We start from the raw sequence: 22,772 nt of genomic DNA on the forward strand, positions 1-22,772 counted from the left end.
ATTATCTTGATGAGAAAACACCTTTGGGGTAAGCGATACGTTTATGGTTAACTTGTTCCCAGACCCGGACGAAAATTTCGGCAATTTTTGCCATTTCTTCCCGTGTTAATCCCGAATCTACTAATTGATTATCTTGCCACCGAGCGCGCAGAATTTTATTAACCATTTGTAAGGCTTCTTCGTGGGTGGCATCTTTAAGCGATCGCAATGCCGCCTCACAGGAATCTGCTAACATGACAATACCAGTTTCCTTAGATTGGGGGATAGGTCCATCATAGCGGAAATCTTCTTCCTTAACTACAATGCTATTATCTTCTTTGGCTTTTTGTTGGGCTGCATAGTAAAAATAAGCAATCAACATTTGTCCCTGATGTTCGGGTATAAAAGCCTGAATAGCTTTAGGTAAGCGACATTTACGAGCCATAACTAAACCCTCGCTGACGTGCTTTTTAATAATGCGAGCGCTTTCTGTGGGGTCGTCAATTTCATCATGTTTATTCGGACCACCCATCTGATTTTCAATAAATCCTAGGGGGTCGTGCATTTTACCAATATCATGGTAAAGGGTTCCCGTCCGTACCAGTTCCACATTACAGCCTAGGTCACTGGCGGCGGCTTCTGCTAAACTAGCCACAAACATGGTATGCTGAAAAGTGCCAGGAGCTTCTGTGGCTAATCTTTTCAGTAGGGGCCGATTCGGATTAGCTAATTCTGCTAGTCGTATGGGTGTAATTAGGTCAAAAACGTGCTCTAAATAGGGGCTTAATCCTAAAGCGACAATACTCCAAGCCAAACCTTCAAAAACCTTGAGAGTGACCGCACCCAGCAGCACATGAAAAATCACCGTAGCCGTAGAACTTACCATCAGGGTAGCGATTAAATAAACTAGCCCTTTAGTTATACCTACCGCGCCACCTAGGAGGGCTAATTCTTCACGCGATCGCAACTTTCCAGCCATTAAACTACCCACCAGACCACCAGCGGCACTAGCCACCAGGGAAATGGTCTCAATTTCCATACCAATGGGAAGCATTATTGATAGGAGAGTTACCACAGTCACACCGACTGCAGAGCCATAAAAACTCCCGATTAATAACCCCACCGCTGGCAAATTCGTAGCTGGTATTTTTAAAAGTAATAACACCGGAGTGCTGAGACTTAGTATCAATAAGAGAATATAATCTCGTCGTCGCAAACCCGGACGGAATTTTCTTTGTACTACAAGCACAATCACAATCGAGACTGTCACTAAGCAGACAAACCCCATTAAGCCTCTCCAATTAATCCCCCGTTCACTCTTCCCAAAATAGTCAAGGATGACAAATTCTCGCTGAGTGATCGTCTCACCTTCTTGGATAATCACATCACCTTGATTGACATTCACCATCACAGTTTCAACTTTTTGGGCAGCTAATTCAGCTCGTCGTCGGGTAGCTACGGGATCTTTAATCAAATTAGGTCGGAGATATCTGGTTAAAACTGTATTAGCAAAGCCTTGGGATTCTGGGGGAATTACACCGTTAATATGGAGACTGGCAGCTTGTCTGATAATGTCATTAGGTAAACCTAGAGCGATACCTTGGGATAGCATTTGTCTAGCTATCTGTAAAATGCTAAATTGGGTCTCTTGCCATAGTTGATCAGACCAGTTTAATACAGTGCTATCATATAGCTCTCTAGCTTCTGAGGTCTGTTGTTCGGAGAGTAAATCAACCGCTTGGGCATAGCTGCGACGAGCATTTGAGATTTCCGAGATTAAATCTGAAAAAACTTCCTCGTCAACTCGGTTGCGGTATTGAGACAGTTGTAAATAAGCCTTACGTTGCTGTCTTTCCTGCTCCAATTTACTCTTAAACTTTTGGATATTAGATTTATCGACCGTGACGGTTTCCGGTTCGTCGGTGGTTTCTAAACTAGGGGTCTGATTAACTTTGGTAATCAACTCTTGCCATTGTCGTTGTGGTAGCTGGCGAATATGGCTCTGGACATCTGTGGAGACAATGCCAGTGTTAACATAGGGAAGGGGTCCAGCTAATTCTCGAATGGTGTTAATTTGATCAAATACTGATTCCAGGTTTTGCAGAATTTCCCGGTCAATAGTCGGATCGATAACCAGAACGGATATCTCGCCAATTTGAGCGGCTCGGCGCTTTTCTTCGGTGGTTTTTATGTCTTCAATAGTAGCATCAGCCGGAGCGATAAAGGATTCGGGAGCATATCTGCCGACTGATAATCTGGGTTGGTTATAAAAGCGAACCCCCATGACACCTGTAAGGGTGCTAATTGCTATTACCCACAGGAGGGGATAACCGATTTGAGACGATCGCCTTTTCCGGGTCGGGGAACTGTTACCGTTTCCCGCCTGAGTTTCTGAGTTATTCAATGCGATCGCCCTGGATTTTTGCTTATTTGTACCCTGATTTACCACTTCAGCCGTCCCTCCTCGCGATGATAAATGGCGAGTATGACTCCGAAGCCTTTCAATCTGTCGGGTGATTGACTCAAACCTATCCATACAAACCTATCCGGGTTATGGTCGAAAGGGAAGTCGCCTTCCCCAACTCCAATTCAAAACCGTGCTTGATACTTTCACATCACACGGCTCCTGATGTGGATACCCCTTTTGACATCGGGAACAGGGTAACGACTCCCTGCTTTTGTGATTTCAACTTTTGGAGCTAAATACAACATCGTAGTGTTTAAACTCGCTTTCGTCGTAAACACTCCTAATTGTCGCAGTCTCTATATCCACACCGTGACTAGTGGGCATATCCTAACCATTACAGTTAGGCATTGGCTTTCAGTCACATCCTTTCCCCTTAAAGGTATACGCTTACACTTTCACTACTCCGCAGGTACATCCTGCCACTTGAGAGCCTAAAAGGGGTTTAAACGTTCCGTTTATACGGGCATTCCATCTTTAGATTTGTCCTCTCCACCGGGGTACTTTTAAAAGTCTGTGTAGGTGATGTCATGATTACCCTACTTTTCCCCTTGCTCTTTTGAACGCAGCGTATCAACCTGTTTCGCTGCTAAATCATTACGATGGTTCAAGCCGGACATTCGGTTTCCCTAATCATGGATGGTTGGCAGTGGTCGCATTTGGTAGTAGGTTCTACTTCACGCCTTCCGTTCCCCGCTTCAATCCTGGGGTTATGATTCCCAAAACTGGGGGTGGCTATCGCCGTTACTCTCAACGCAATTGTTAAGGAATCATTAATATTTCCAGTTGGGCGTTTTGACCTTGAGTTCCCTGCCTTGTTTTGTATATTTCTATACCAAACGTTGGGACATATAAACAGTTATGGGATGGTCAGGGTACGAGTCCCTTATATTTCACCAAGGGGTGAAAGTCCCACTAGGAGGTTATTTCAGGCATTGCAGCCTTATTTGACTCCTAAACGTCTCGCACCACGATTTAAATTTAACCTAAATCCCCGGCGCGATATTCCTCAATTGGGATGAGTCATATTTCCGCACCAGTAGTTATTTAGGCCATAGACCCCCCGAATCCGCCCCTTTTCTGCCTAGCGGCGGGCAGTGTTTGTTATTTTAACTTGTGTTTTGTTCGGACGGGTATAAGTCCCGCGAACTACCCCCTTTTTTGAGTGTCGGGATACATAGATTGGCGGCGGGAATTGAGGGGCGACTTGCCCGGAAAATCGACAATCACCTCTCCTCTGATGGTATTATAGTGCTAATAGTGCGATCGAGTTTATTCACAAGGGAGTCAAGGCCAGAATCTATCCGCCGGGAACCCCCGCCTTGAGACCATAGCCACCCCCCAAACCTCCTAAGAAACCTTTACCACCCTCGCCGCCATCACGGATAGGAGTTTTTTATGAAACAATCAATCACCGTTCTCTTTTGTAGTATAAGTCTGCTTTTTGGCAGTCAATTGCCATCTTTTGCACAGTCTAATTCTTGTCGTAATGCAGTAATAAACGTTAGGACCACTATTCAAAATCGTCGGAATATCGTTGTTAACTTTGAAGTTAGGGACGTTAGAGAAAGGTGGCGGGCTTTTCCTTCCGGTCGATTGGCTCATCTAGTAGTTAAGTTAGGTGGATACCCCTTTCATCCACGACAATTTGAGTGGGCGGATGATATATTAAATTCTCCTCAAATGCTTAACTCTCTATCGCACCAAATAATCAGCAATTGTGGCGATGTCAGTGCTGTTACCTATGCCAAATATAGCACAGGTCTGAGTCGAACTTTTGGAATAGTCAATGGTTCTGTTCGGCAGTTTCAATGTATTGATCCGGGCAATGTTCTCAGGTGGGGACAACATATGTGCAGTGTGTAGAGTGTGGCTGGGGTAAAGTTACTCCCACGCCCTCAGCTTGGATGAGTTATGGGACGAAACCCAACACCCAGAAAAATCTCACCAGCGAAAAGGCTAAAGAAATGGCTGCCAGTAACGAGGACACCGCCGCCTAAAATTTGGGATATTTCTAGTTAATCTAACCATGGAATATGGCAGAATTTATGTTAATTGAAAAAATCATCCAAGAATTACAAGCTATTCCCGAAGACAAACTCACCGAAATTTATGACCTAATTCACTATTTCCGTTTGGGTTTAAATCCAGAAAAATCTGCCACTGTGACCGATAACGAAGCGGAACCGCGCCGCCCTGGTTTACTCACCGGAGAACTATCATACGCATTTTTTGAACCTTTACCAGAAGAAGAATTGCAGCGATGGGAATAAGCTATCTCGTTGATACTCATATCCTCCTCTGGTGGCTTTTCAATGACCACAATTCGTAACCCCAACCATTACATTATGGTTAGCAGTCCCACCGTCTGGGAAATTGCCAGCAAATATCGGATCGGCAAACTTCCAGAAGCAAAACCCCTGATCTAAGACTATGGAGAATAATGCGATCGCCTTTCGATCGCTAGATAACCCCCGCCATATTGTGGACCTGTTAAATTAAAGCACCGTCCAGGGCGCATGGATCAACGCCAGACCAAATTTTAAATAATTTTTCTCCTAGGTCAAGCATAGAGATTTCCGCTGGGGGGTGGGGAGTTTGATGGTTGATTCTCCAACCGACAGGAATGCCTAACAGAGTATTATAGGCTCCCGATAATATACCACTGATGATGGTTGTCAGTGCAGACCTTGAATTAACTTGGGATGAACGCTTTAGGGTTAATAGGGGTTGCTCAGGTGTACTCAGAAAACAGTACAATCCTAGGGCTAGGCTGGAATGAGGAAAACTCGACAAATGCGCCTGTGTTTGTATCAGGGTCATTGATTCAGCTAGGGCTATTTGCACCTGAGACAGTTGCTGCTCAACCCTGGTGTTGTTGGTGGATAGGTTTTCTAATATCCTCGGTATTATGGGGCGATTATCCCTTGCTGTTGCCATGATTTGGGCTATGATTTCACCCATCACTAACATTGTGGCTTCCCTTTCCAGACTGCCATCACTCTCAGACCATATTTCGGCTAATTGTTTTAATTGCTGTTGCTGGAGGGGTCGGTTTTCATGGAAAAATAGAGCCACAGGGAAGGCAATTAAAGCGGCTTCATCGGGGTTTGGTGGGCTATCTGGGGGGCGCTGGCAGCTTTTTTGCCAAATTTGACCCCAATGGTCTAAATCTAAGCCTTGATGCTCAATGAGACTGGCGGTGAAAGCCATAGTTAAACCCACCCAGTCCGGTTCGGGTGGGTGATGACTGAGATAACTACCGCAAGCCGCGCCTAGCAAAGCGCCTTGGAACTTTGCTAATAATGGGTGTTCCATGTGGAAGGTTTGGGTTTTAGGGCGATCGCAGATAGTTTACCAATGCTCTCAAACCTAAACAATAACTATCAGCCCCAAAACCGCTAATCTGACCGATCGCGATCGGGGCGATATAGGAATGATGCCTAAAGGGTTCGCGGGTGTAAATATTACTCAGGTGAACCTCAACAGTGGGAATTTTGACTGCTGATATAGCGTCCCTAATAGCAATACTGGTATGAGTATAGGCTCCTGCATTGATCAGCAAGCCATGATGGTGATCTAATGCTGAGTGAATGGCATCGACCAAGACTCCCTCGTGATTAGACTGCCTAGCCACAACCTCAGCCCCTAATGATGCTGCCTCCTGTGTTAGCAGTTGGTTAATGTCATCTAAAGTGGCTTTGCCATAGATACCCGGTTCCCGCTGACCTAAGAGGTTTAGGTTAGGACCATGCAGCACCAGAATACTTAACAATTTTTTAATACCTCAGTAGTTGACTTTAAACTGAGTTTACTACTATCTCTGGCGAGGAAAATCTCTTACTGGCACAGGAACTGGTTCCGCTTCCGGTTGTGCTTCTGGACCTAATAATGCTTCGATTAGCTCCCGCGCCCATTCCCGGAGTTTCTCCAGTACCTTTTCAATGTATTCCATTGCAAAAATGGCTCCTTTTTACAAATTCGCAGGCTAATCTAACTCAAACCCGCAATTTCTTTGATTGTAGGGTAGCAGCAATTTCGGAATTGCTTCTACACGGAACGGGTAGACCTCATGCCTTCAGTGCCTACTGTTAGCAAAATTGACATACCCTAAGATTAGCTAGTTGCCCAGCACTGATTTAATCATAACAAATCTTCATAGAATTTGGCAAGTTGATCAGGTTAAAATTGGCGGCGGAGTAGGTCTAGGGCGCTACAGGCGCTGGCTCGTTGAATCCAGGAGCGTTCTCGCTGGTCCCCGAAACGAAATTCTTTGGCGGTAGCGGTTCCGTCGGGTTGGGCTAGTCCGATGTATACTAATCCGACGGGTTTGCTGTCTGTACCTCCTGATGGTCCAGCAATTCCGGTTATGGATAGTCCCCAGTGGGTTTGGAGGAGCGATCGCACTCCCAGAGCCATTTGTTCGGCAACTGTAGCGGATACTGCCCCCAATTGCTCTAAGTCGGTGGCATTAACTCCCAGAAGTTGGTGTTTGATGCGGTTATCGTATGCGATAACTCCACCTAAGAAATATTCGGAACTGCCAGAAATTTCGGTAATCATTTTACCCAAACCGCCGCCGGTGCAGGATTCAGCTACACTCAGGGTCTGTTGTGTTTGTCGCAAATGCTGACCGACCACGGAGGCGAGGGTGTCATCATCGGCACCATAACAGTTTAATCCGGCAATTTGTCTTAATTGGGTTACGATTGGTTCAATGAGTGCGGCGGCGCGGGTGGCAGATTCGGCACAGGCGGAAATTCGCAGTTTGACTTCGCCATAATTAGCATAGGGGGCTACTGTGGGATTTTGTAGGTCTAGGAAGGGGGCTACTTGTTCGGCTAATGCTGATTCGGTAATGCCCCAAAATTTGAGGATGCGGCTGTAGATGGTCTGAGAACACCAGCCTTGTAGCCGTAGGTAGGGAATGGCGATTTCTACCCACATTCGTTTCATTTCGGCGGGAACTCCGGGGAATGTTAGGATGGTGAGGCGATCGCCTTTTGGTTGCCAAATAATTCCCGGAGCGCTACCAATAGGATTGTAGAGGATGTCTGCCCCTTGGGGAATTAGGGCTTGTTTGCGGTTACTGGGAGACATTTCTCGCCCACGGCTGGCGAATTTTTGGGCAATATCTTGGATGATTTCTGGTTTTTCAATCAGGGGGGTCTGGAAAAAGTCGGCAATGGTTTCTACCGTCAGGTCGTCGGGAGTCGGTCCCAAGCCTCCGGTAAAAATGAGGAGTTGTGATCTTTCCGAGGCGATCGCGATCGCTTTTTTGAGACGTTCTGGGTTATCTCCCACCACAGTTTGATAATAGTGAGGAATACCAAGTTCGGCTAATTGTTCTCCCAGAAATTGGGCATTAGTATTAGTAATGTTACCCAGGAGTAATTCTGTCCCCACACAAATAATTTCAGCCGTCATATATTTGATGATGAAAAATCGTCAGAGATTATTAACTTGATGATTTGGCACGCTTTACGGCTTTCCAACTGGTATAACCCAACAATCCGGTAGCCCCCCAAGCATAGACCAAACCACTGGGAAAACCGGAGAAAGCCAGAGCCAAACTCCCTACCCATAGGGTGAGAGTATAGATAAAGAGAACGGTTAACCTTTGAGATAAACCCGCTTTTAGTAGTCGGTGATGCAGATGGCGGTTATCAGCAGCAAAGGGAGATTTTCCATGTCGTAATCGTTCAATAATAACTGCTGACATATCCAAAATCGGCACAGCTAGAATTAGATAGGGTAGTAAAACAGAGGTTACGGCGGTAGTTTTAACTAAACCAATAACTCCGACACCAGCCAAGGTAAACCCCATAAAATAGGAACCACCATCGCCCATAAAAATCTGAGCGGGGTTAAAATTATATCGGAGAAATCCCAGACACCCCCCAGCTAGGGCGGCGGCAATGAGGGCGGCGGCGGGTTGATTCATATATAGAGATGCGATTAACATCACCACGGCTGCAATACCGGAAACTCCAGCAGCGAGACCGTCGAGACCGTCAATCCAATTTATAGCATTAGTCATTCCCACTAACCAAAGGACGGTGACGGGTAAACTTAACCAGCCGATATGTATTAAGCCGCCAAAGTAGGGGATACTCAGAAATTCAATGCGGACTCCGACCCACCAGACTAAACTGGCGATCGCTGTTTGTAAGATTAATCGAGTGAAGGGAGACAGACCAAATAAATCGTCTCCCAAGCCAATGAGAAAGAATGCTATAGCGCCTATAGCAACCCCTAAAATTTCAAATTCTTGTTTAGGGGGGAGGGGCTGACCATCTGCGCCGATAAAACCACCCAAGCACCAAACTAATAGTAGTGCGATGAGTGTACCGATGAAGATAGAAACTCCCCCCAAGCGAACCATAGGACGCTTATGCACTTTGCGATCGCAGGGTAAATCTACTCGTCCACTTTTCAGCCCGATATTTTTGACTATCGGTGTACTCCACAGGACCACGACGGTAGAAATTACAAAGGCCAGCAGATGATAAAAAGGATAGGGCATCTGATCAAAGTTTTTTTGGGATGGGTGCTAAAAGCTAGTTCAGGGTGAGTCTACTATATTTTGAACCGCCTGATCACAGTCTCCCTTTAAAAGATGGGGGTATTGTTGGTTATTTTGGCACCCATCAGACCCAGAAATTGATTAAGTCAGTGCGGGAACTTTGATTTGTAGATGGGGATATAGGGGGAAGCGATCGCAAAGTTGGGCGACGCGCGCGCGACAGTCGGCTGTCACTGTGTCATCATCAGGATTTAATAGGCGATCGGCGATAATATTACCGATTTCCATAAATTCTGAAATTCCCATCCCTCTGGTGGTCATGGCTGGAGAACCTAACCGCAGACCACTGGTGACAAAGGGTGATTCTGGGTCAAAGGGGACTGTGTTTTTATTGGCGGTGATGTTGATTTCACTCATCAAGCGATCGGCAATTTTTCCGGTCATTTTCACCGATCGCAAATCCACCAACATCAGATGGTTGTCTGTACCACCAGAAACAATTTTTAAGCCCCGTTGCTGTAAGCAGTTAGCTAACGCTTGAGCATTGGCGATCACTTGGCTTGAGTAGGTTTTAAATTCCGGTTTTAGTGCTTCCCCAAAGGCGACCGCTTTACCAGCAATCACGTGCTCCAGGGGTCCGCCTTGAGTACCGGGGAAAACCGCTTTATCTAGTTTTTTGCCCAATTCTGGGTCACGGGTAAGGATTAACCCCCCCCTAGGTCCCCGCAGAGTTTTATGGGTGGTGGTGGTGACCACGTGACAATGGGGTAATGGGTTGGGGTGATGACCTGTGGCGACCAGTCCCGCAATATGGGCGATGTCCGCTAGGAGATATGCTCCCACCTCATCGGCGATCGCTCGGAATTTGTCAAATTCAATAATCCGGGGATAGGCGGAATAGCCACAAATCATCAGTTTGGGTTGATGTTGTTTAGCCAGTTCCAAAATCTTGTCATAGTCCAAGGTTTCCGTTTCTGGACTGACTCCATAGTGGCAAACATTAAACCATTTACCCGACACATTGACCGGGGAACCGTGGGTTAAATGTCCCCCGTGGGATAGATCCATCCCCATGATTGTATCTCCCGGCTGTAGGAGAGCCAGGAACACCGCAAAATTAGCTTGAGCGCCTGAATGGGGTTGAACGTTCGCATGGGTAGCATCAAAGAGCTGACAAGCGCGATCGATGGCTATTTGCTCGATTTGATCGATAAATTCGCAACCGCCATAGTAGCGTTTTTTGGGGAGTCCTTCCGCATATTTGTTGGTGAGGACTGACCCTTGGGCAGCTAAAACGGCCGCGGAGGTAAAGTTTTCGCTGGCGATTAGTTCCAGGTGTTCCCGTTGACGCTGTAATTCCTGTCCGATGAGTTCTGTTACCGTTGGATCACTTTGGGCTAATTGGTCTAGGTTGGTGTCACTCACTGTATAAATTCCCCTTTCAGAGTTCTTAGGTTTTGGTACTATGGAGCGATCGCTTGAAAGTGCGCCCCAAATTCACCATCATAACCCGCTTACTGCCCCCAGATACATTTAACCCAGAAAAATCTGGCCGCGGCCAGTTGATATTTCCACCCCAGCCAACAAAATCTGAGCATTGGATGTATCCCGTGACACAACCTGATATTAATGGCCATGTTAAGTTGTGCATCAATCCTGGGGTCTTAACGAATCTCAAAATATAATGGGGATAGGGCTTCAGCAATCGCGGGGAGGGAGGATTATGTTAGTCATGGTCATGGAAAACCAAATTATTGAAAGCCATCAAGTGTGTCAGGGGTGTTTACTCGCCGACCATAGCGGTCAACCCCGATGGCGTGGCGACCACCTCAGTTGTGGTCATCTGATCCGTAAACCCGGAGATAATCAACCCGGTCAGTATGAGTGTCAGATGGGATTCCGCATTGCTAATATTTAACTGGCGGCGTGGGTTGAGCGATCGCTATTCATACTCCCGTTAGGTTTGGCTATAACGGGAGCCGTCTCTGTGAAATCTAAATTGGTAGTTGAGCCATATTCCGTCGTCACTGCGTTATCCTGGGAGTATGGACTTTTTTTGGTTAACAGGAGAGCTGACTATGAATTGGCGTGGGACAACGACTGTTCGCGATCGCATTTTTGCTTGTTTGCCCTATATGCTACCCTTGATGTATGGAGTACAGTTCGGCAGATTTTTATTAACTCAATTTCCCATACTACAGATTATTTTGATTCCCGTAGCTCCCCTAATGGCAATTTTTCAGTCTATTCCTTTTGCGGGTCTGATTGTCTTTTTCTTGCTGTATCTGCTGGTGGTGCGTAACGAAAATATCCCCCACTTTATCAGATTTAATGCCATGCAGTCGATTTTGTTGAATATTATCATTTTGGGCTGTAGTCTGATTTTGGGGATTATCCCATTGCAAGGGTTTATCCAAGAAACTCTCTTTAATATGATTTTCTTGGGTGTTTTAGCCTCTGTTAGTTATGGTATTGTCCAATCTATCCGGGGACAGTATGCAGAAATTCCGACTATATCCGATGCCGTTTATATGCAGGTTCGCTAAAATTAGCAACTGTTAATATCTGGGGGCGGTCTTAGGGGCTGCCCTGGTTTTCCGAGAGTCGGAAATAACTATTATATAGTAATCTCAAAAATACTGCCTTGTGGTTGGTTAGGGATAACTCTAATGTGTCCGCCGTGCGCTTCAACAACCATTTTACAAAAAGCCAATCCCAAACCAATTTGAGAGACATTTTTAACTATTTTACCGATGTCATATTTATTAAAAATACTCGCTCTAAATTCCTCCGGGACTCCCGGACCAAAATCAACTACTTGGACCCTAGCACCTTTGGGGGTAAGATAATCAGCATTAATAATAATTTCACTATGACGGGGTGAGAATTTCGTGGCGTTGGAAAGTAAGTTATCTAAAACTCGTGTAAATAGTGCCTCATCCACTCTAATTGTACCACCCGGCGCGGGAAGTTTACAAATAAGTTGGATATTTTTTTGAGTGGCGATAACCTGGAAATTTTCCACAGTGGATTGAAGAGCAGTACACAGATCAACATCCGCCAAATTTAACTCAATGTGTCGGTTTTCCATTTTCCCCATGATTACCAAGTCGTTGATTAAAGCTTGTAAACGTTGGGCGGAGAGTAAGCATTTACCAATTTTATCTTCAATTTTATGGGGAAGTTCTGTCCTCTGTAAAAGATATAGGCTAAATAATACACTCATTAAAGGATTCCGCAGGTCATGAACTATCATATTGACCATATCTTCGCGGGATTTTAGAATAGCTTGCAGGTCATCATATTGAGACTTTATCCGCAACATCGAGTTAACTCTAGCAGTGAGTTCCACCCGATTAATGGGTTTACTAATAAAATCATCAGCCCCGGTTTCTAAGCAGCGGGCGAGGTCTTCTTTACTGTCTAAGGCGGTGACCATAATAATGGGTAAAGTTTGCCATTTGCGAATATCTTTAATAGCGCGACAAACTTGCAGACCATCCATGTCGGGCATCATGACATCGAGTAAAATTAAATCGGGTTGCAGTGTATCCAAGGAGGCGATCGCCCGAGTCCCATTAGATGTATAATGCAACTGATAATTTTGGTCTGATAATAAAGTTTCGATTACATCAAAATTATCGGGGTCATCATCTACAATCAGAATAGATGGCAAGGAAGATGTCATAAGTTAACTTTTCAGATGATATCCCAGTAGTTGTCGCAACTACCAAGACACGGGAGCCAGTATAATTTGGGCTATTCTAACATAAATTTACCAACAAGGCTCTCCCAAAAGTAGACTATCGCAACCGCCAGAGGGTGTATCTCGCAGTCGAGAACCTAAGCCCTCAAAAGAACTGTAACTATCATAAATGTTAGGAATTACATCTTGAGGGTCATCAAAACTGCCAACAGGAACAGATCCGATCGCAAAATCTACCGTTCCCGTGCTACTTCGGGCGGGAATGGCGGTCAGGGCGGCTTGAATAATTTGGGGCGGTGGAGGATTAGTGTTAAATGATAGATTTAAACCCGTGCGGCGAATTAAGCCGATAAAATTATTAAAGGCTTGACCACTACTAAAGCGGGTTCGTAGGGTGGCTGGGTCTGCGCGTCCGGTTCCTTGACCTTCGATGGCAAAATCCCCCGACTCAAAGGCTTGGGCGTTGGGGGCATTACTAACGGAACAGAATTGATTGACCAGTTGGGCTTTCCCACCGGAACCGCGACCGTGAACGCCCACCACGCGACCTTGGTTGTCAAATACAGGACCGCCACTCATTCCGGGACGGGTATTGTCTAAGTAAAAAATGCTATAACCGTTTTCGCTGCTGGCGGGGTTAACTACTCCGGTGACCGGTCCCCAGGTAAATCGTCTTTGGCGACGGGCTGCCCTCCCGGTACAGCGTCCGGTGGTGGCATCTCTTTCTTTTTCGGGGTCAGGCCAGCCGGAAACATAAATAGGGTCGCCCACATTGAGGGAGTTTTCGGTGGCGGAAGGGGCTACAGGATAGTGATGATCGCTTTCAAATACTACTACGGCTAGATCCGGTCCGTCTACTCTCGTGGGTAGGGTGATGGAATAACAGCCAAATCTCATTAAATTTCCTGGGGTGGGAGAACCGTTGAGGGGACAGCCTCGCCCATCGTTGGGTTGTTGGACTATATGAACTTTACCGTCACTGGTGCGGATACCGTAAGAGATTCCAGCATTTAGGTCTCGCTGTCGGAAGTTGTGGCTAACAGTCAGAACATAGTGGCGATTACCTTCGCGGGCGATAATGACACCAGAACCGGGATGCCATACGCCATCGGGGTTGTTTTGGCTGGCTAGGGGATTTCTGTAGTTATTTTCTAGGGCTTCGATGAGTTCCGGTCGCAATTCTGGCGCAATTAATACGGTGGTTTGGCTGGCGATGGAGTTGATTTCTGCGGGGGAAAGTGCAGCCAGGGCTGCGGGGGCTAGAGTCGCTAATAGGGAGACTCCGGCTAACAGTAGTAGATTTTGAGTAAGCGATCGCATTTTTGTCATCGTTCCTAACCTGATATTTGTTCTGGTTTACCAAAACCATTGCGAGGGTGAAGATACGGGAGAAACGGGTTCAACGGGGGGTGAGGGTTTGGGGTTGATGGTGTTTGCTGATGTGAAATTGGGGGCGAGTTGTAACACGGTGTGAATGGGAACCGCCCAACTGTACTCAACCAGTTTTGCTGCTAGGGCGGGGTCGGGGGATGAACCGTCTACAAATTCATAAGCATTTCCCCACAGTGGATATTTGTGCATTCCATTAATAGCCACGAGTTCCCCTCGGCGATTTAATAGGGGTCCGCCACTCATTCCTGAAAAAATGTCGTTGGTGTATCCTACCTGATAACCTCCGATAAATGGCTGTGGCATCCAAAGGGAGACTTGACCTTCTGTAATCACAAACCCTTGGGGGGCTGATGGGTCGGGTTCTAAGGGAAATCCAGCCGCGATTACGGTTTCTCCTAGGTCTACTGGGGTGGAGGCGATCGCTGCTACATTATAGGAGTGATCTACACTGCGAAATTGCACAATCCCTAAATCATTGTGAAACCAAGATATAGAGTTAACTATTTCGGCAGCATGGATGCGGTTATCGTAGGTCTGGACTCGATAATTTTGCCCTCCCCCTGGTAGCAAAACATGATCATTGGTGACGACTGTATAAATGCCACCCTGATGGTCAATAATTACCCCGGTTCCCCACATCCTTCCTGAATAAACGCGGACAGTAATCTGTCTAGCTTTTTGGTGCAGTGCGGCTGTTGAGGGAATTGGTAGATTGGTGTTGGCGGCTAGGGTTGGTTCCCGCTGAAATTGTCTGCTTTCTTCTTCTGTCAGCACTTGTGCTTGACAGCTTAATCCTAACAGGGGAAAACTAATGGCGATCGCTCTCGCTAAAAATTTGAGTGATTGCTGCACCTTAGATACTTGAGATACTTGGTAGATATTTTAAGGCTCACCACGCTGTCCCCGGTTGAGAACTGGGGGGGGCTGATGGTGTCATGGGTGCGGGGGTAGCGGCTTCGGCGGGAACTCCCCCTAAAAATTGATCAAAGTTGATGTAGACACCTGCATCATCTTCGCTTTCAAATAGGATATCACTGGCTCCTCGGCGGATGTTGAACAGTCGCTGAAGTTTACTTTCGGCGGGTTCGGGGTCGTCCGCTTTCATGGTAAATAATATGGTGTTACTAGCGCAGGGCATTCCATGATCGGAAACTACGCAAATTACTGGTAAATTGTTGACATATCCGGCGGTTAGATATTTCAGTTGTCCGGTCTGGGAAAAGTTGGTAAACCTTTGGGCAATTTCCTGACAGCGGCGTTCTGGGGAATAGCCAGAGGCGCTGAAATATTCAGAATATAAGCTAACTACGGGTTTATTTCCGGCGGGTGTGCGAGCGTAGACGGTGGGATAGCCTATGGGGGAGTTCATGTCGCAGTAAAAGGATGTTACTTGCGCTTGGGCGACATCAGGTGGCTGAAATACGGCGAAACCTCCCAAGGCAATGGCGGCTACAGTTGCTAGTTGCACAGTTGGATTTTTTTTCATTTTCTAAGCCTTTGAGACCTTACCTTATATTATGGACGGTTTGGGGGCGATCGTCAACTATTAAGAAATGATTATGTTTTGGGAATTTTAGGAAAATTTATGCTAAATAATAATTCTAGTAACTTGGTGTAATCTAGTTAACCATAATCAGTTAGGCGGGTTAAGCAATGTTGGGGGTGAGATGATCAACCTGAATAATTGCTCCCGCCTTTCTAGGTGGAAATGGCTAGGCTGTTATTAAAGTAAGTTTCTATGGGTAAATGGTTTAGGATTATTTCCGGCGTAAGTGGCGACTATATGACCATCCCCAATTAATTGATATTTATAGGTCACTAACCCTTCTAAACCTACGGGACCTCTGGGGGGCATTTTTTGGGTACTGATACCAACTTCCGCCCCAAAACCATAGCGAAAACCATCAGCAAAACGGGTGGAACAGTTATGAAATACTCCGGCTGAATCTACAATAGCCATAAAGGTTTGGGCGGCTTCTGGGTCTTCGGTAATGATGCCATCTGTATGCCCTGAACCGTAGGTATTAATATGAGAAATGGCGGCTTCTAAATTTTCGACTACTTTAATTGAGAGAATTAAATCAGTATATTCTGTCTGCCAGTCTGCGTCTGTGGCTGGGGCAATATTGACGATTTTTTGGCTGTGACTATCTCCCCTTAATTCTACTCCTTTTTGTTGCAGTTCTGCGGCTAGTTTGGGTAAAAATTGCGGGGCTATTTCCTGATGCACTAACAGGGTTTCTAGGGCATTACAAGCGGCTGGATATTGGATTTTTGAGTCGATGACTATGGGTAGGGCTTTGGATATATCTGCCTCCCGGTCTATATATAGATGACAAATACCATCGGCATGACCTAAAACGGGAATCCGGGTATTTTCCTGGACGAATTGTACAAAAGAATTGGAACCCCTGGGGATAATTAAATCGACATATTTATCTAACTGCAATAACTCAATAATTTCGGAGCGAGTAGTTAATAACTGTACGACTTCGGGATTGACTGCTGTTGTGGCTAGTCCCTGGCGGATGGCTTTGACGAGTTCTCGACAGGAATTAATCGCCTCTTTGCCACCTTTTAAGATTACGCCATTTCCCGACTTGACGGCTAAGGCGGAAATTTGAATAACGGCATCTGGTCGCGCCTCGAAGACTACTCCTAAGACTCCTAAAGGACAAGTTAGCCGGCGCAAGTTTAAGCCTTGGTCTAGTTCCCGATTAATTTGAATTGCGCCTACTGGGTCGGCTAATTTTTCGACATCTCGCAAGCCGGAAATCGCGCCTTTTAACTTGGTCTCATCGAGTTTTAATCGGTTATAAAGAGGTTTCGCAATACCATCAGCTTGGGCTTGCTGACAGTCCATCTGGTTGGCGGCGAGAATGTCTGGGGCGGCATTTTCTAGGGCTTGGGCTATGGATGCGATCGCCTGATTTTTGGCATCTGTAGATAAAACAGCCAATTGGCGGGCTGCTGCTTGGGTTTTTTGGGCGGTTTCAATTAGCAACGGAGAAATAGTCATGGTCAGCAATTTATGTAAAATATAGTTAAGCAGTAGTAGTGGACAGTAGACAGCTATAATAATTATAGCAAACAATTGACGGGGAACCTATCAACTGTGAAATTTTCTGGTCTATAATATATCCAAATCACGGGCTAAATCTGGAGTGAAACCATGACTAAAAAACGGAAAAATTGGTTGACTATTGCTGGGATTGTGGGCGGGGTGCTGATTGTCCTAGCTGCGATCGCCAATGTGACTTTATCAAGGGTAGATAGCGAATTGCAAAACTACCTAGAAAATACAGTGAGTTCTACCCTAGGAGTACCGACCGAAATTCAATCTTTGAGTTTGGATAAATTGCGGGGTGATTTGCGGATTAATAATCTGACAATCAACAATCCTGATAATTTTAGCACTCCCCATGCGATCAAGATTGATCAGGTGGATATTGATGTGACTCCGAGAAGCCTGTTAACTGATGTGGTGGAAATCAATAATTTCGCGATTAACTATATTGATGTGAACATCGAACAGAGACTACTAAATAACAATATCCTGGCAATTATCAATAATCTGAAATCTACCCAACCTTCGGAACCGCAGACAAGGACTGAAACTACAGAGGAAACCTCGAAAACCAAGCTAAAAATTAACTTTGATGTTATCGATGTTCAGAATACTAAAGTTAATGTGACTTTAGCACCTTTGGGATTTGCGAGTTCTATCGATTTTCAACTCCCTAACCTGCGTCTAACTCATGTGTCATCAGAGGACTTTGAAGAAATTTTGACCAGCGACTTGATTCGGGAAGTTGTACAAGATATATTCGAGAGTATTATTAGAGATGGTGGGGAAAAAATCCCGGAGATTTTACAAGAAGCGATCGCCCCAGAAACTAATCCGAACTAAATGATGATAACTTGTAACCAGTTGATGGTAAAATGGTAGTGGTTATGTAAACTACACGGTCACAAATCAGTCATGTCTGCTACCCCAATTATCTATATCCGTGGCGCGAATATTCTGCTACCGGATGGCAATTTCAGCTTAGGAGATGTTAAACTGGGGGGGGGTAAAATTCTGGAAATTAGTTCAGAACTTCCCGCCGCCGGAGAGTCAGAAATCGACCTAAATGCAGAGGGGTTAACTCTGTTACCGGGAGTAATTGACCCCCAGGTTCATTTTCGGGAACCGGGACTAGAATATAAAGAAGATTTATCAACAGCCAGTCGCGCCTGCGCTAAAGGTGGCGTTACGTCGTTTTTGGAGATGCCGAATACTCGCCCTTTAACTAGGACAAAGGAAGCGTTAGCGGATAAACTAGAAAGGGCTGCCCAAAAGTGTTTGGTAAATTATGGCTTTTTTATGGGGGCGACTCCTGAGAATTTACCGGATTTATTAGAGGCTAACCCGACTCCTGGGATTAAAATTTTTATGGGGTCAATGCACGGACCTTTGTTGGTCGATCGCGAAGAAATTTTAGAACCGATTTTTGCTAAAGGCGATCGCCTAATTGCGGTACACGCGGAAAACCAGGACCGGATTAATCGTCGGCGCGAGGAATTTGCGGGACAAACAGATCCAGCAATTCACTCCCAGATCCAGGATGAACAAGCCGCCCTAGAAGCCACCCAACTGGCTCTGAAGCTGTCTAAAAAGTATCAACGAAGATTGCACATTTTGCATCTATCTACAGGTATAGAAGCCGAATTGCTGCGACAGGATAAACCCGCCTGGGTAACAGCAGAAGTTACCCCCCAACATTTGGTGCTAAATATCACCGATTATGGTAAAATTGGCACCAAAGCTCAAATGAATCCGCCTTTGCGATCGCCTGAAAATAATGAGGTTCTCTGGCGAGCGTTGTTAGATGGAGTTATCGACTTTATTGCTACAGATCACGCCCCCCACACCCTAGAAGAAAAAGCTAAACCATATCCCAATAGCCCTTCAGGAATGCCGGGAGTTGAGACATCCTTACCAGTGATGCTAACTCAGGCGATCGCCGTCGGACGTTGTAGTGTTGCCCAGGTATCTAACTGGATGTCAACAGCCGTAGCAAAAGGTTATAATATCCCGAATAAAGGAGCGATCGCCCCTGGTTATGATGCTGACTTAGTGTTAGTTGATTTAAACAATTATCGCCCAGTTTTAGCCTCAGAATTGCAAACCAAGTGTGGCTGGAGTCCCTTTGAGGGTTGGCAGCTAACCGGGTGGCCAGTGGTTACTATTGTCGGAGGTCAAGTAGTGTATGACCATGGCAAACTTAACTTAGAAGTAAGAGGCAAAGCCTTGACATTTGACCATCAGTAAACTCGTAAACATCAGCAAATATTGACGAACCGAAATTAAACCTATGCCACAATCAAAACTCAATAATGATCCGCTTTGGTTCAAAGATGCGATTATTTACGAAGTGCCAGTCCGCGCCTATTGCGATAGTAATGGCGATGGTATTGGCGACTTTGCTGGACTCACGGAAAAATTAGATTATCTGGAAGAACTCGGCATCACTGCCATCTGGATTTTACCATTTTTCCCATCTCCCTTGCGAGATGATGGTTATGATATTTCCGATTACCGAGATGTTAATTCTATCTATGGTAATTTAGATGATTTTAAAACCTTTCTTGATGCCGCCCATGAAAGGGGAATTAGGGTAATCATCGAGTTAGTAGTTAACCACACTTCCGACCAGCACCCGTGGTTTCAGCGGGCGAGGAGACTCCCCAAAGGCAGTAAAGAACGGGAATTTTATGTATGGAGTGATACCCCCGAAAAATACCCAGAAGTTAGGATTATTTTCCAGGATTTTGAGACCTCTAATTGGGCGTGGGACCCGGTAGCAAAAGCCTATTATTGGCATCGTTTTTACTCCCATCAACCGGACTTAAATTATGAGAGTCCCGAATTGCAGCAAGCCGTGTTAGAACTCGCGGATTTTTGGTTAGGAATGGGAGTAGATGGGATGCGCTTAGATGCAGTCCCCTATCTGTGTGTGAGGGAAGGAACCAACTGCGAAAACCTGCCAGAAACCCATGCCTTTTTGAAAAGATTACGGGCTTATATTGATAGCAAATATGAGGATCGGATGCTATTAGCGGAAGCCAATCAATGGCCGGAAGATGCCGCCGCTTACTATGGTGAAGGTGATGAATGTCAGATGAATTTTCACTTCCCGTTAATGCCTCGTTTGTTTATGGCATTACGAATGGAAGATAGTTTCCCCATTGTGGATATTCTCAACCAAACTCCCTCTATTCCTAATAATTGTCAGTGGGCATTATTTCTGCGTAACCATGACGAGTTAACCTTAGAAATGGTGACAGACGAGGACCGAGATTATATGTATCGGGTCTATGCAGAAGATACCCAAGCGCGACTAAATTTAGGCATTCGTCGCCGTCTCGCGCCACTACTGGGAAACGATCGCCGCCAAATTGAACTAATGAATAGTCTGCTGCTTTCCTTACCAGGAACTCCTGTGCTGTACTATGGTGATGAAATTGGTATGGGGGATAATATATATATAGGCGATCGCAATGGAGTTCGCACCCCCATGCAGTGGAGTCCTGACCGTAACGCTGGCTTTAGTCGTGCCAACCCTCAGAAACTGTATCAACCAGTTATTTTAGACTCTGAATATCACTACGAAGCCATCAACGTGGAAGCGCAAAGCGCTAATCCGAATTCCCTGCTGTCATGGATGAAACGTTTAATTGCGATGCGGAAACGTTTTCAAGCCTTTGGACGTGGAACTTTTGAACTGTTACATCCCGAAAACAGGAAAGTATTAGCATTTGTCCGCACCTACTCTGGGGAACATATTTTAGTAGTGGCAAACCTGTCGCGATTTGTGCAGAGTGTAGAATTAGATTTAACCCCATTCCAGGGAATGGTTCCCGTGGAAATTTTCGGGCGAAATCAGTTCCCCAAAATTGGTGAATCTAGCTATTTTCTGAGTATCGCACCCTATGGATTTTACTGGTTTATGCTTCAGTTTGATCCAGCCACCAGCCTGCTACCACGTCCCCGCCACCAACTGCCAGCTTTAGAAGTGGCTAAAAGTTGGCATCAAATCTTTTCTCAGTCGGATACCCGCGAACGTTTAGAGTCTTTGTTACCGGAATATCTGCATCGATCCTCGTGGTTTCTTAGTAAATCTAGGGTTATGCAGTCGGTGAAAATTGCTGATTTTATTCCGATTCCTTTTCCGAAACAGGAAGCAGCTATTGTCATGCTAAATGTAGACTATACAGAAGGGTTTGCAGAAACCTATGTAGTGCTGTTATCTTGTGCTATTGGTGAACAATCAAAAGAAGTTAGTGCTAACCTTCCTAGTGCGGTGCTGGCTTCAGTAAAAATCGATGATCAGGAGGGGATTTTATTTGAAGCAAGTGCTGATCAAGACTTCTTAACTCTCCCCCTAGATATGATTCGGAACCGCCAACAGTATAAGGGTAAATATGGCACCTTAACGGCGATGACTACGGACGCGCTGGCTGGGGTAGATATGAGTGAAGAGAAACTCAACCCTCAGCTAATGGGAAAAACGGATAAAAATGCCTTAGTTGTTTATGGCGATCGCCTAATTTTTAAATTCTTCCGCCGAGTCGAACCGGGTATTAATCCCGAATTAGAAATTCGCAGTTTTTTAGGACAGAAACAACAATTAGAACACATTGCGCCAGTAATGGGAGGGTTAAAATATCAACCCCGTCGCGGAGAGTCTACAACTTTAGGAGTTTTGCAGGTATATATTCCCGATGGTATTAAGGCTTGGAATTATACTTTAGATAATCTCCGAGACTTTTTCGATCGCATAACTTTACCAACCACGGAAACTCCGGTGGAGGTTCCCTCAGAATCTCTGCTAACCTTAAAAAATGAGGAAATTCCCGAAGAAGTAGGGATGGTGATCGGATCATATCTGAGTAATATTCAACTACTAGGTCAACGCACAGCCGAGTTACATATTGCCTTATCCAGCGATACGGACGATCCGAATTTTACCCCAGAACCCTTTTCATCTTTGTATCAGCGATCGATTTATCAATATTCCCGAAACCTGACCGGACAGGTAATGCTGAAGCTGAGAAAAGGACTGGGTTCTATGAAACCGGAAACCCAGGAATTAGCCAAAAAAGTTCTGAGTAAACATGAGTATATTTTAGGGCGTTTTCAATCCCTACTCAACCTCAAAATTACCGGACTGCGAACCCGTTGTCATGGGGACTATTCCTTAGAAGAAATCCTCTATACAGGTAAGGATTTTTGGGTGATTGACTTTGAGGGAGAAACCTACCGCACTTTAAATGAAAGGCGAATGAAGCGATCGCCTTTGCGGGATGTCGCCGCCATGTTACAATCCCTCAATTATGGCACTCGTGTGGCTTTACTCAGCGAGGTAGAAAATGGCATGATTCGACCCGAAAACGTACCCGAAATGGAACAATGGGCGAAAATCTGGTATAATTGGGTAGGTGCTAAATTTTTGGGCAGTTATTTAGAAGTAGCTAAAGAGGATGGATTTTTACCCAAGACCAACCAGGAATTACAGGTATTGCTGGACAGCTACCTCTTAGAGCGAATTATCCAAAGTTTAGACTTCCACTATCATCGCAATCAACAACTAATTGATATTCCCTTACGGCAACTCTTAGAGGTTGTAGTTTAAAGGTTTATCGAATCGATGGGGAGGCGG

Annotated in this window: 19 protein-coding genes; 7 read left to right on the plus strand and 12 right to left on the minus strand. The window is 45.4% G+C overall.

What is annotated here, in order from left to right:
• Nucleotide 1: 1 nt before the first annotated feature.
• Entirely contained in the window at nucleotides 2-2,515 is a 2,514-nt protein-coding gene (locus NLZ44_RS04575; protein ID WP_493751991.1) for an HD family phosphohydrolase, read from the minus strand.
• A gap of 1,781 nt (nucleotides 2,516-4,296) precedes the next feature.
• Between NLZ44_RS04575 and NLZ44_RS04580 the strand changes: the two genes are divergently transcribed.
• Both NLZ44_RS04580 and NLZ44_RS04585 read left to right on the plus strand, forming a co-directional pair.
• A complete protein-coding gene (locus NLZ44_RS04580; RefSeq protein WP_006624295.1) occupies nucleotides 4,297-4,443 on the plus strand; it encodes a hypothetical protein in 147 nt (48 codons plus the stop codon).
• A 36-nt stretch (nucleotides 4,444-4,479) separates the two neighbouring features.
• Nucleotides 4,480-4,716 (plus strand): hypothetical protein, encoded by a 237-nt coding sequence (locus NLZ44_RS04585; protein WP_235677450.1) that lies wholly within the window; start codon nucleotides 4,480-4,482, stop codon nucleotides 4,714-4,716.
• Between the two features lie 220 nt (nucleotides 4,717-4,936).
• On the opposite strand, the gene NLZ44_RS04590 is transcribed toward NLZ44_RS04585, so the two are convergent.
• The 6 genes from NLZ44_RS04590 to glyA form a co-directional block, all read right to left on the minus strand.
• A complete protein-coding gene (locus tag NLZ44_RS04590; protein ID WP_493751992.1) occupies nucleotides 4,937-5,761 on the minus strand; it encodes a hypothetical protein in 825 nt (274 codons plus the stop codon).
• A gap of 16 nt (nucleotides 5,762-5,777) precedes the next feature.
• Nucleotides 5,778-6,218 (minus strand): type II 3-dehydroquinate dehydratase, encoded by a 441-nt coding sequence (gene aroQ / locus NLZ44_RS04595; protein WP_006624291.1) that lies wholly within the window; start codon nucleotides 6,216-6,218, stop codon nucleotides 5,778-5,780.
• 42 nt (nucleotides 6,219-6,260) lie between these two features.
• The gene (locus NLZ44_RS04600; RefSeq protein WP_315638645.1) at nucleotides 6,261-6,398 is read right to left on the minus strand and encodes a hypothetical protein; all 138 of its coding nucleotides are present in this window, start codon (nucleotides 6,396-6,398) and stop codon (nucleotides 6,261-6,263) included.
• Between the two features lie 227 nt (nucleotides 6,399-6,625).
• Nucleotides 6,626-7,870 carry a competence/damage-inducible protein A gene (locus tag NLZ44_RS04605; protein WP_315645420.1) on the minus strand — a complete coding sequence of 415 codons (1,245 nt, stop codon included), beginning with the start codon at nucleotides 7,868-7,870 and terminating at the stop codon, nucleotides 6,626-6,628.
• A gap of 31 nt (nucleotides 7,871-7,901) precedes the next feature.
• Nucleotides 7,902-8,969, minus strand: coding sequence for a glycosyltransferase family 4 protein (locus NLZ44_RS04610; protein ID WP_493751993.1), 1,068 nt, complete (start codon nucleotides 8,967-8,969; stop codon nucleotides 7,902-7,904).
• Between the two features lie 141 nt (nucleotides 8,970-9,110).
• Nucleotides 9,111-10,394, minus strand: a complete 1,284-nt coding sequence (gene glyA, locus NLZ44_RS04615; RefSeq protein WP_008052609.1) for a serine hydroxymethyltransferase — start codon at nucleotides 10,392-10,394, stop codon at nucleotides 9,111-9,113.
• A gap of 298 nt (nucleotides 10,395-10,692) precedes the next feature.
• Here glyA and NLZ44_RS04620 point away from each other — a divergent pair, with 298 nt between their 5' ends.
• Together NLZ44_RS04620 and NLZ44_RS04625 are read left to right on the plus strand one after the other, a co-directional pair.
• On the plus strand, nucleotides 10,693-10,887 hold the full coding sequence (locus NLZ44_RS04620) for a hypothetical protein (RefSeq protein ID WP_006624285.1): 195 nt from the start codon (nucleotides 10,693-10,695) through the stop codon (nucleotides 10,885-10,887).
• A gap of 160 nt (nucleotides 10,888-11,047) precedes the next feature.
• Complete coding sequence (locus NLZ44_RS04625) at nucleotides 11,048-11,515, plus strand: Tic20 family protein (protein ID WP_006624283.1); 468 nt, start codon at nucleotides 11,048-11,050, stop codon at nucleotides 11,513-11,515.
• A 71-nt stretch (nucleotides 11,516-11,586) separates the two neighbouring features.
• On the opposite strand, the gene NLZ44_RS04630 is transcribed toward NLZ44_RS04625, so the two are convergent.
• From NLZ44_RS04630 to NLZ44_RS04650, 5 genes are all read right to left on the minus strand, one after another.
• A complete protein-coding gene (locus NLZ44_RS04630; protein ID WP_493751994.1) occupies nucleotides 11,587-12,657 on the minus strand; it encodes a hybrid sensor histidine kinase/response regulator in 1,071 nt (356 codons plus the stop codon).
• 87 nt (nucleotides 12,658-12,744) lie between these two features.
• On the minus strand, nucleotides 12,745-13,995 hold the full coding sequence (locus NLZ44_RS04635; protein ID WP_233497806.1) for a S1 family peptidase: 1,251 nt from the start codon (nucleotides 13,993-13,995) through the stop codon (nucleotides 12,745-12,747).
• Nucleotides 13,996-14,031: 36 nt separating this feature from the next.
• Nucleotides 14,032-14,919 carry a S1 family peptidase gene (locus NLZ44_RS04640; RefSeq protein ID WP_493751995.1) on the minus strand — a complete coding sequence of 296 codons (888 nt, stop codon included), beginning with the start codon at nucleotides 14,917-14,919 and terminating at the stop codon, nucleotides 14,032-14,034.
• Nucleotides 14,920-14,956: 37 nt separating this feature from the next.
• A complete protein-coding gene (locus NLZ44_RS04645; protein WP_111892592.1) occupies nucleotides 14,957-15,553 on the minus strand; it encodes a COP23 domain-containing protein in 597 nt (198 codons plus the stop codon).
• A gap of 237 nt (nucleotides 15,554-15,790) precedes the next feature.
• Nucleotides 15,791-17,086, minus strand: coding sequence for a glutamate-5-semialdehyde dehydrogenase (locus NLZ44_RS04650; protein ID WP_493751996.1), 1,296 nt, complete (start codon nucleotides 17,084-17,086; stop codon nucleotides 15,791-15,793).
• 153 nt (nucleotides 17,087-17,239) lie between these two features.
• Between NLZ44_RS04650 and NLZ44_RS04655 the strand changes: the two genes are divergently transcribed.
• The 3 genes from NLZ44_RS04655 (at nucleotide 17,240) to treS (ending at nucleotide 22,745) form a co-directional block, all read left to right on the plus strand.
• Nucleotides 17,240-17,977: an AsmA family protein gene (locus NLZ44_RS04655; RefSeq protein ID WP_493751997.1), complete on the plus strand. Its 738-nt coding sequence runs from the start codon at nucleotides 17,240-17,242 to the stop codon at nucleotides 17,975-17,977.
• Nucleotides 17,978-18,049: 72 nt separating this feature from the next.
• Complete coding sequence (locus tag NLZ44_RS04660; protein ID WP_493751998.1) at nucleotides 18,050-19,381, plus strand: dihydroorotase; 1,332 nt, start codon at nucleotides 18,050-18,052, stop codon at nucleotides 19,379-19,381.
• A gap of 43 nt (nucleotides 19,382-19,424) precedes the next feature.
• A complete protein-coding gene (gene treS, locus NLZ44_RS04665; protein WP_493751999.1) occupies nucleotides 19,425-22,745 on the plus strand; it encodes a maltose alpha-D-glucosyltransferase in 3,321 nt (1,106 codons plus the stop codon).
• Nucleotides 22,746-22,772 lie beyond the last annotated feature (27 nt).

Source organism: Arthrospira sp. PCC 9901 (assembly GCF_059013425.1).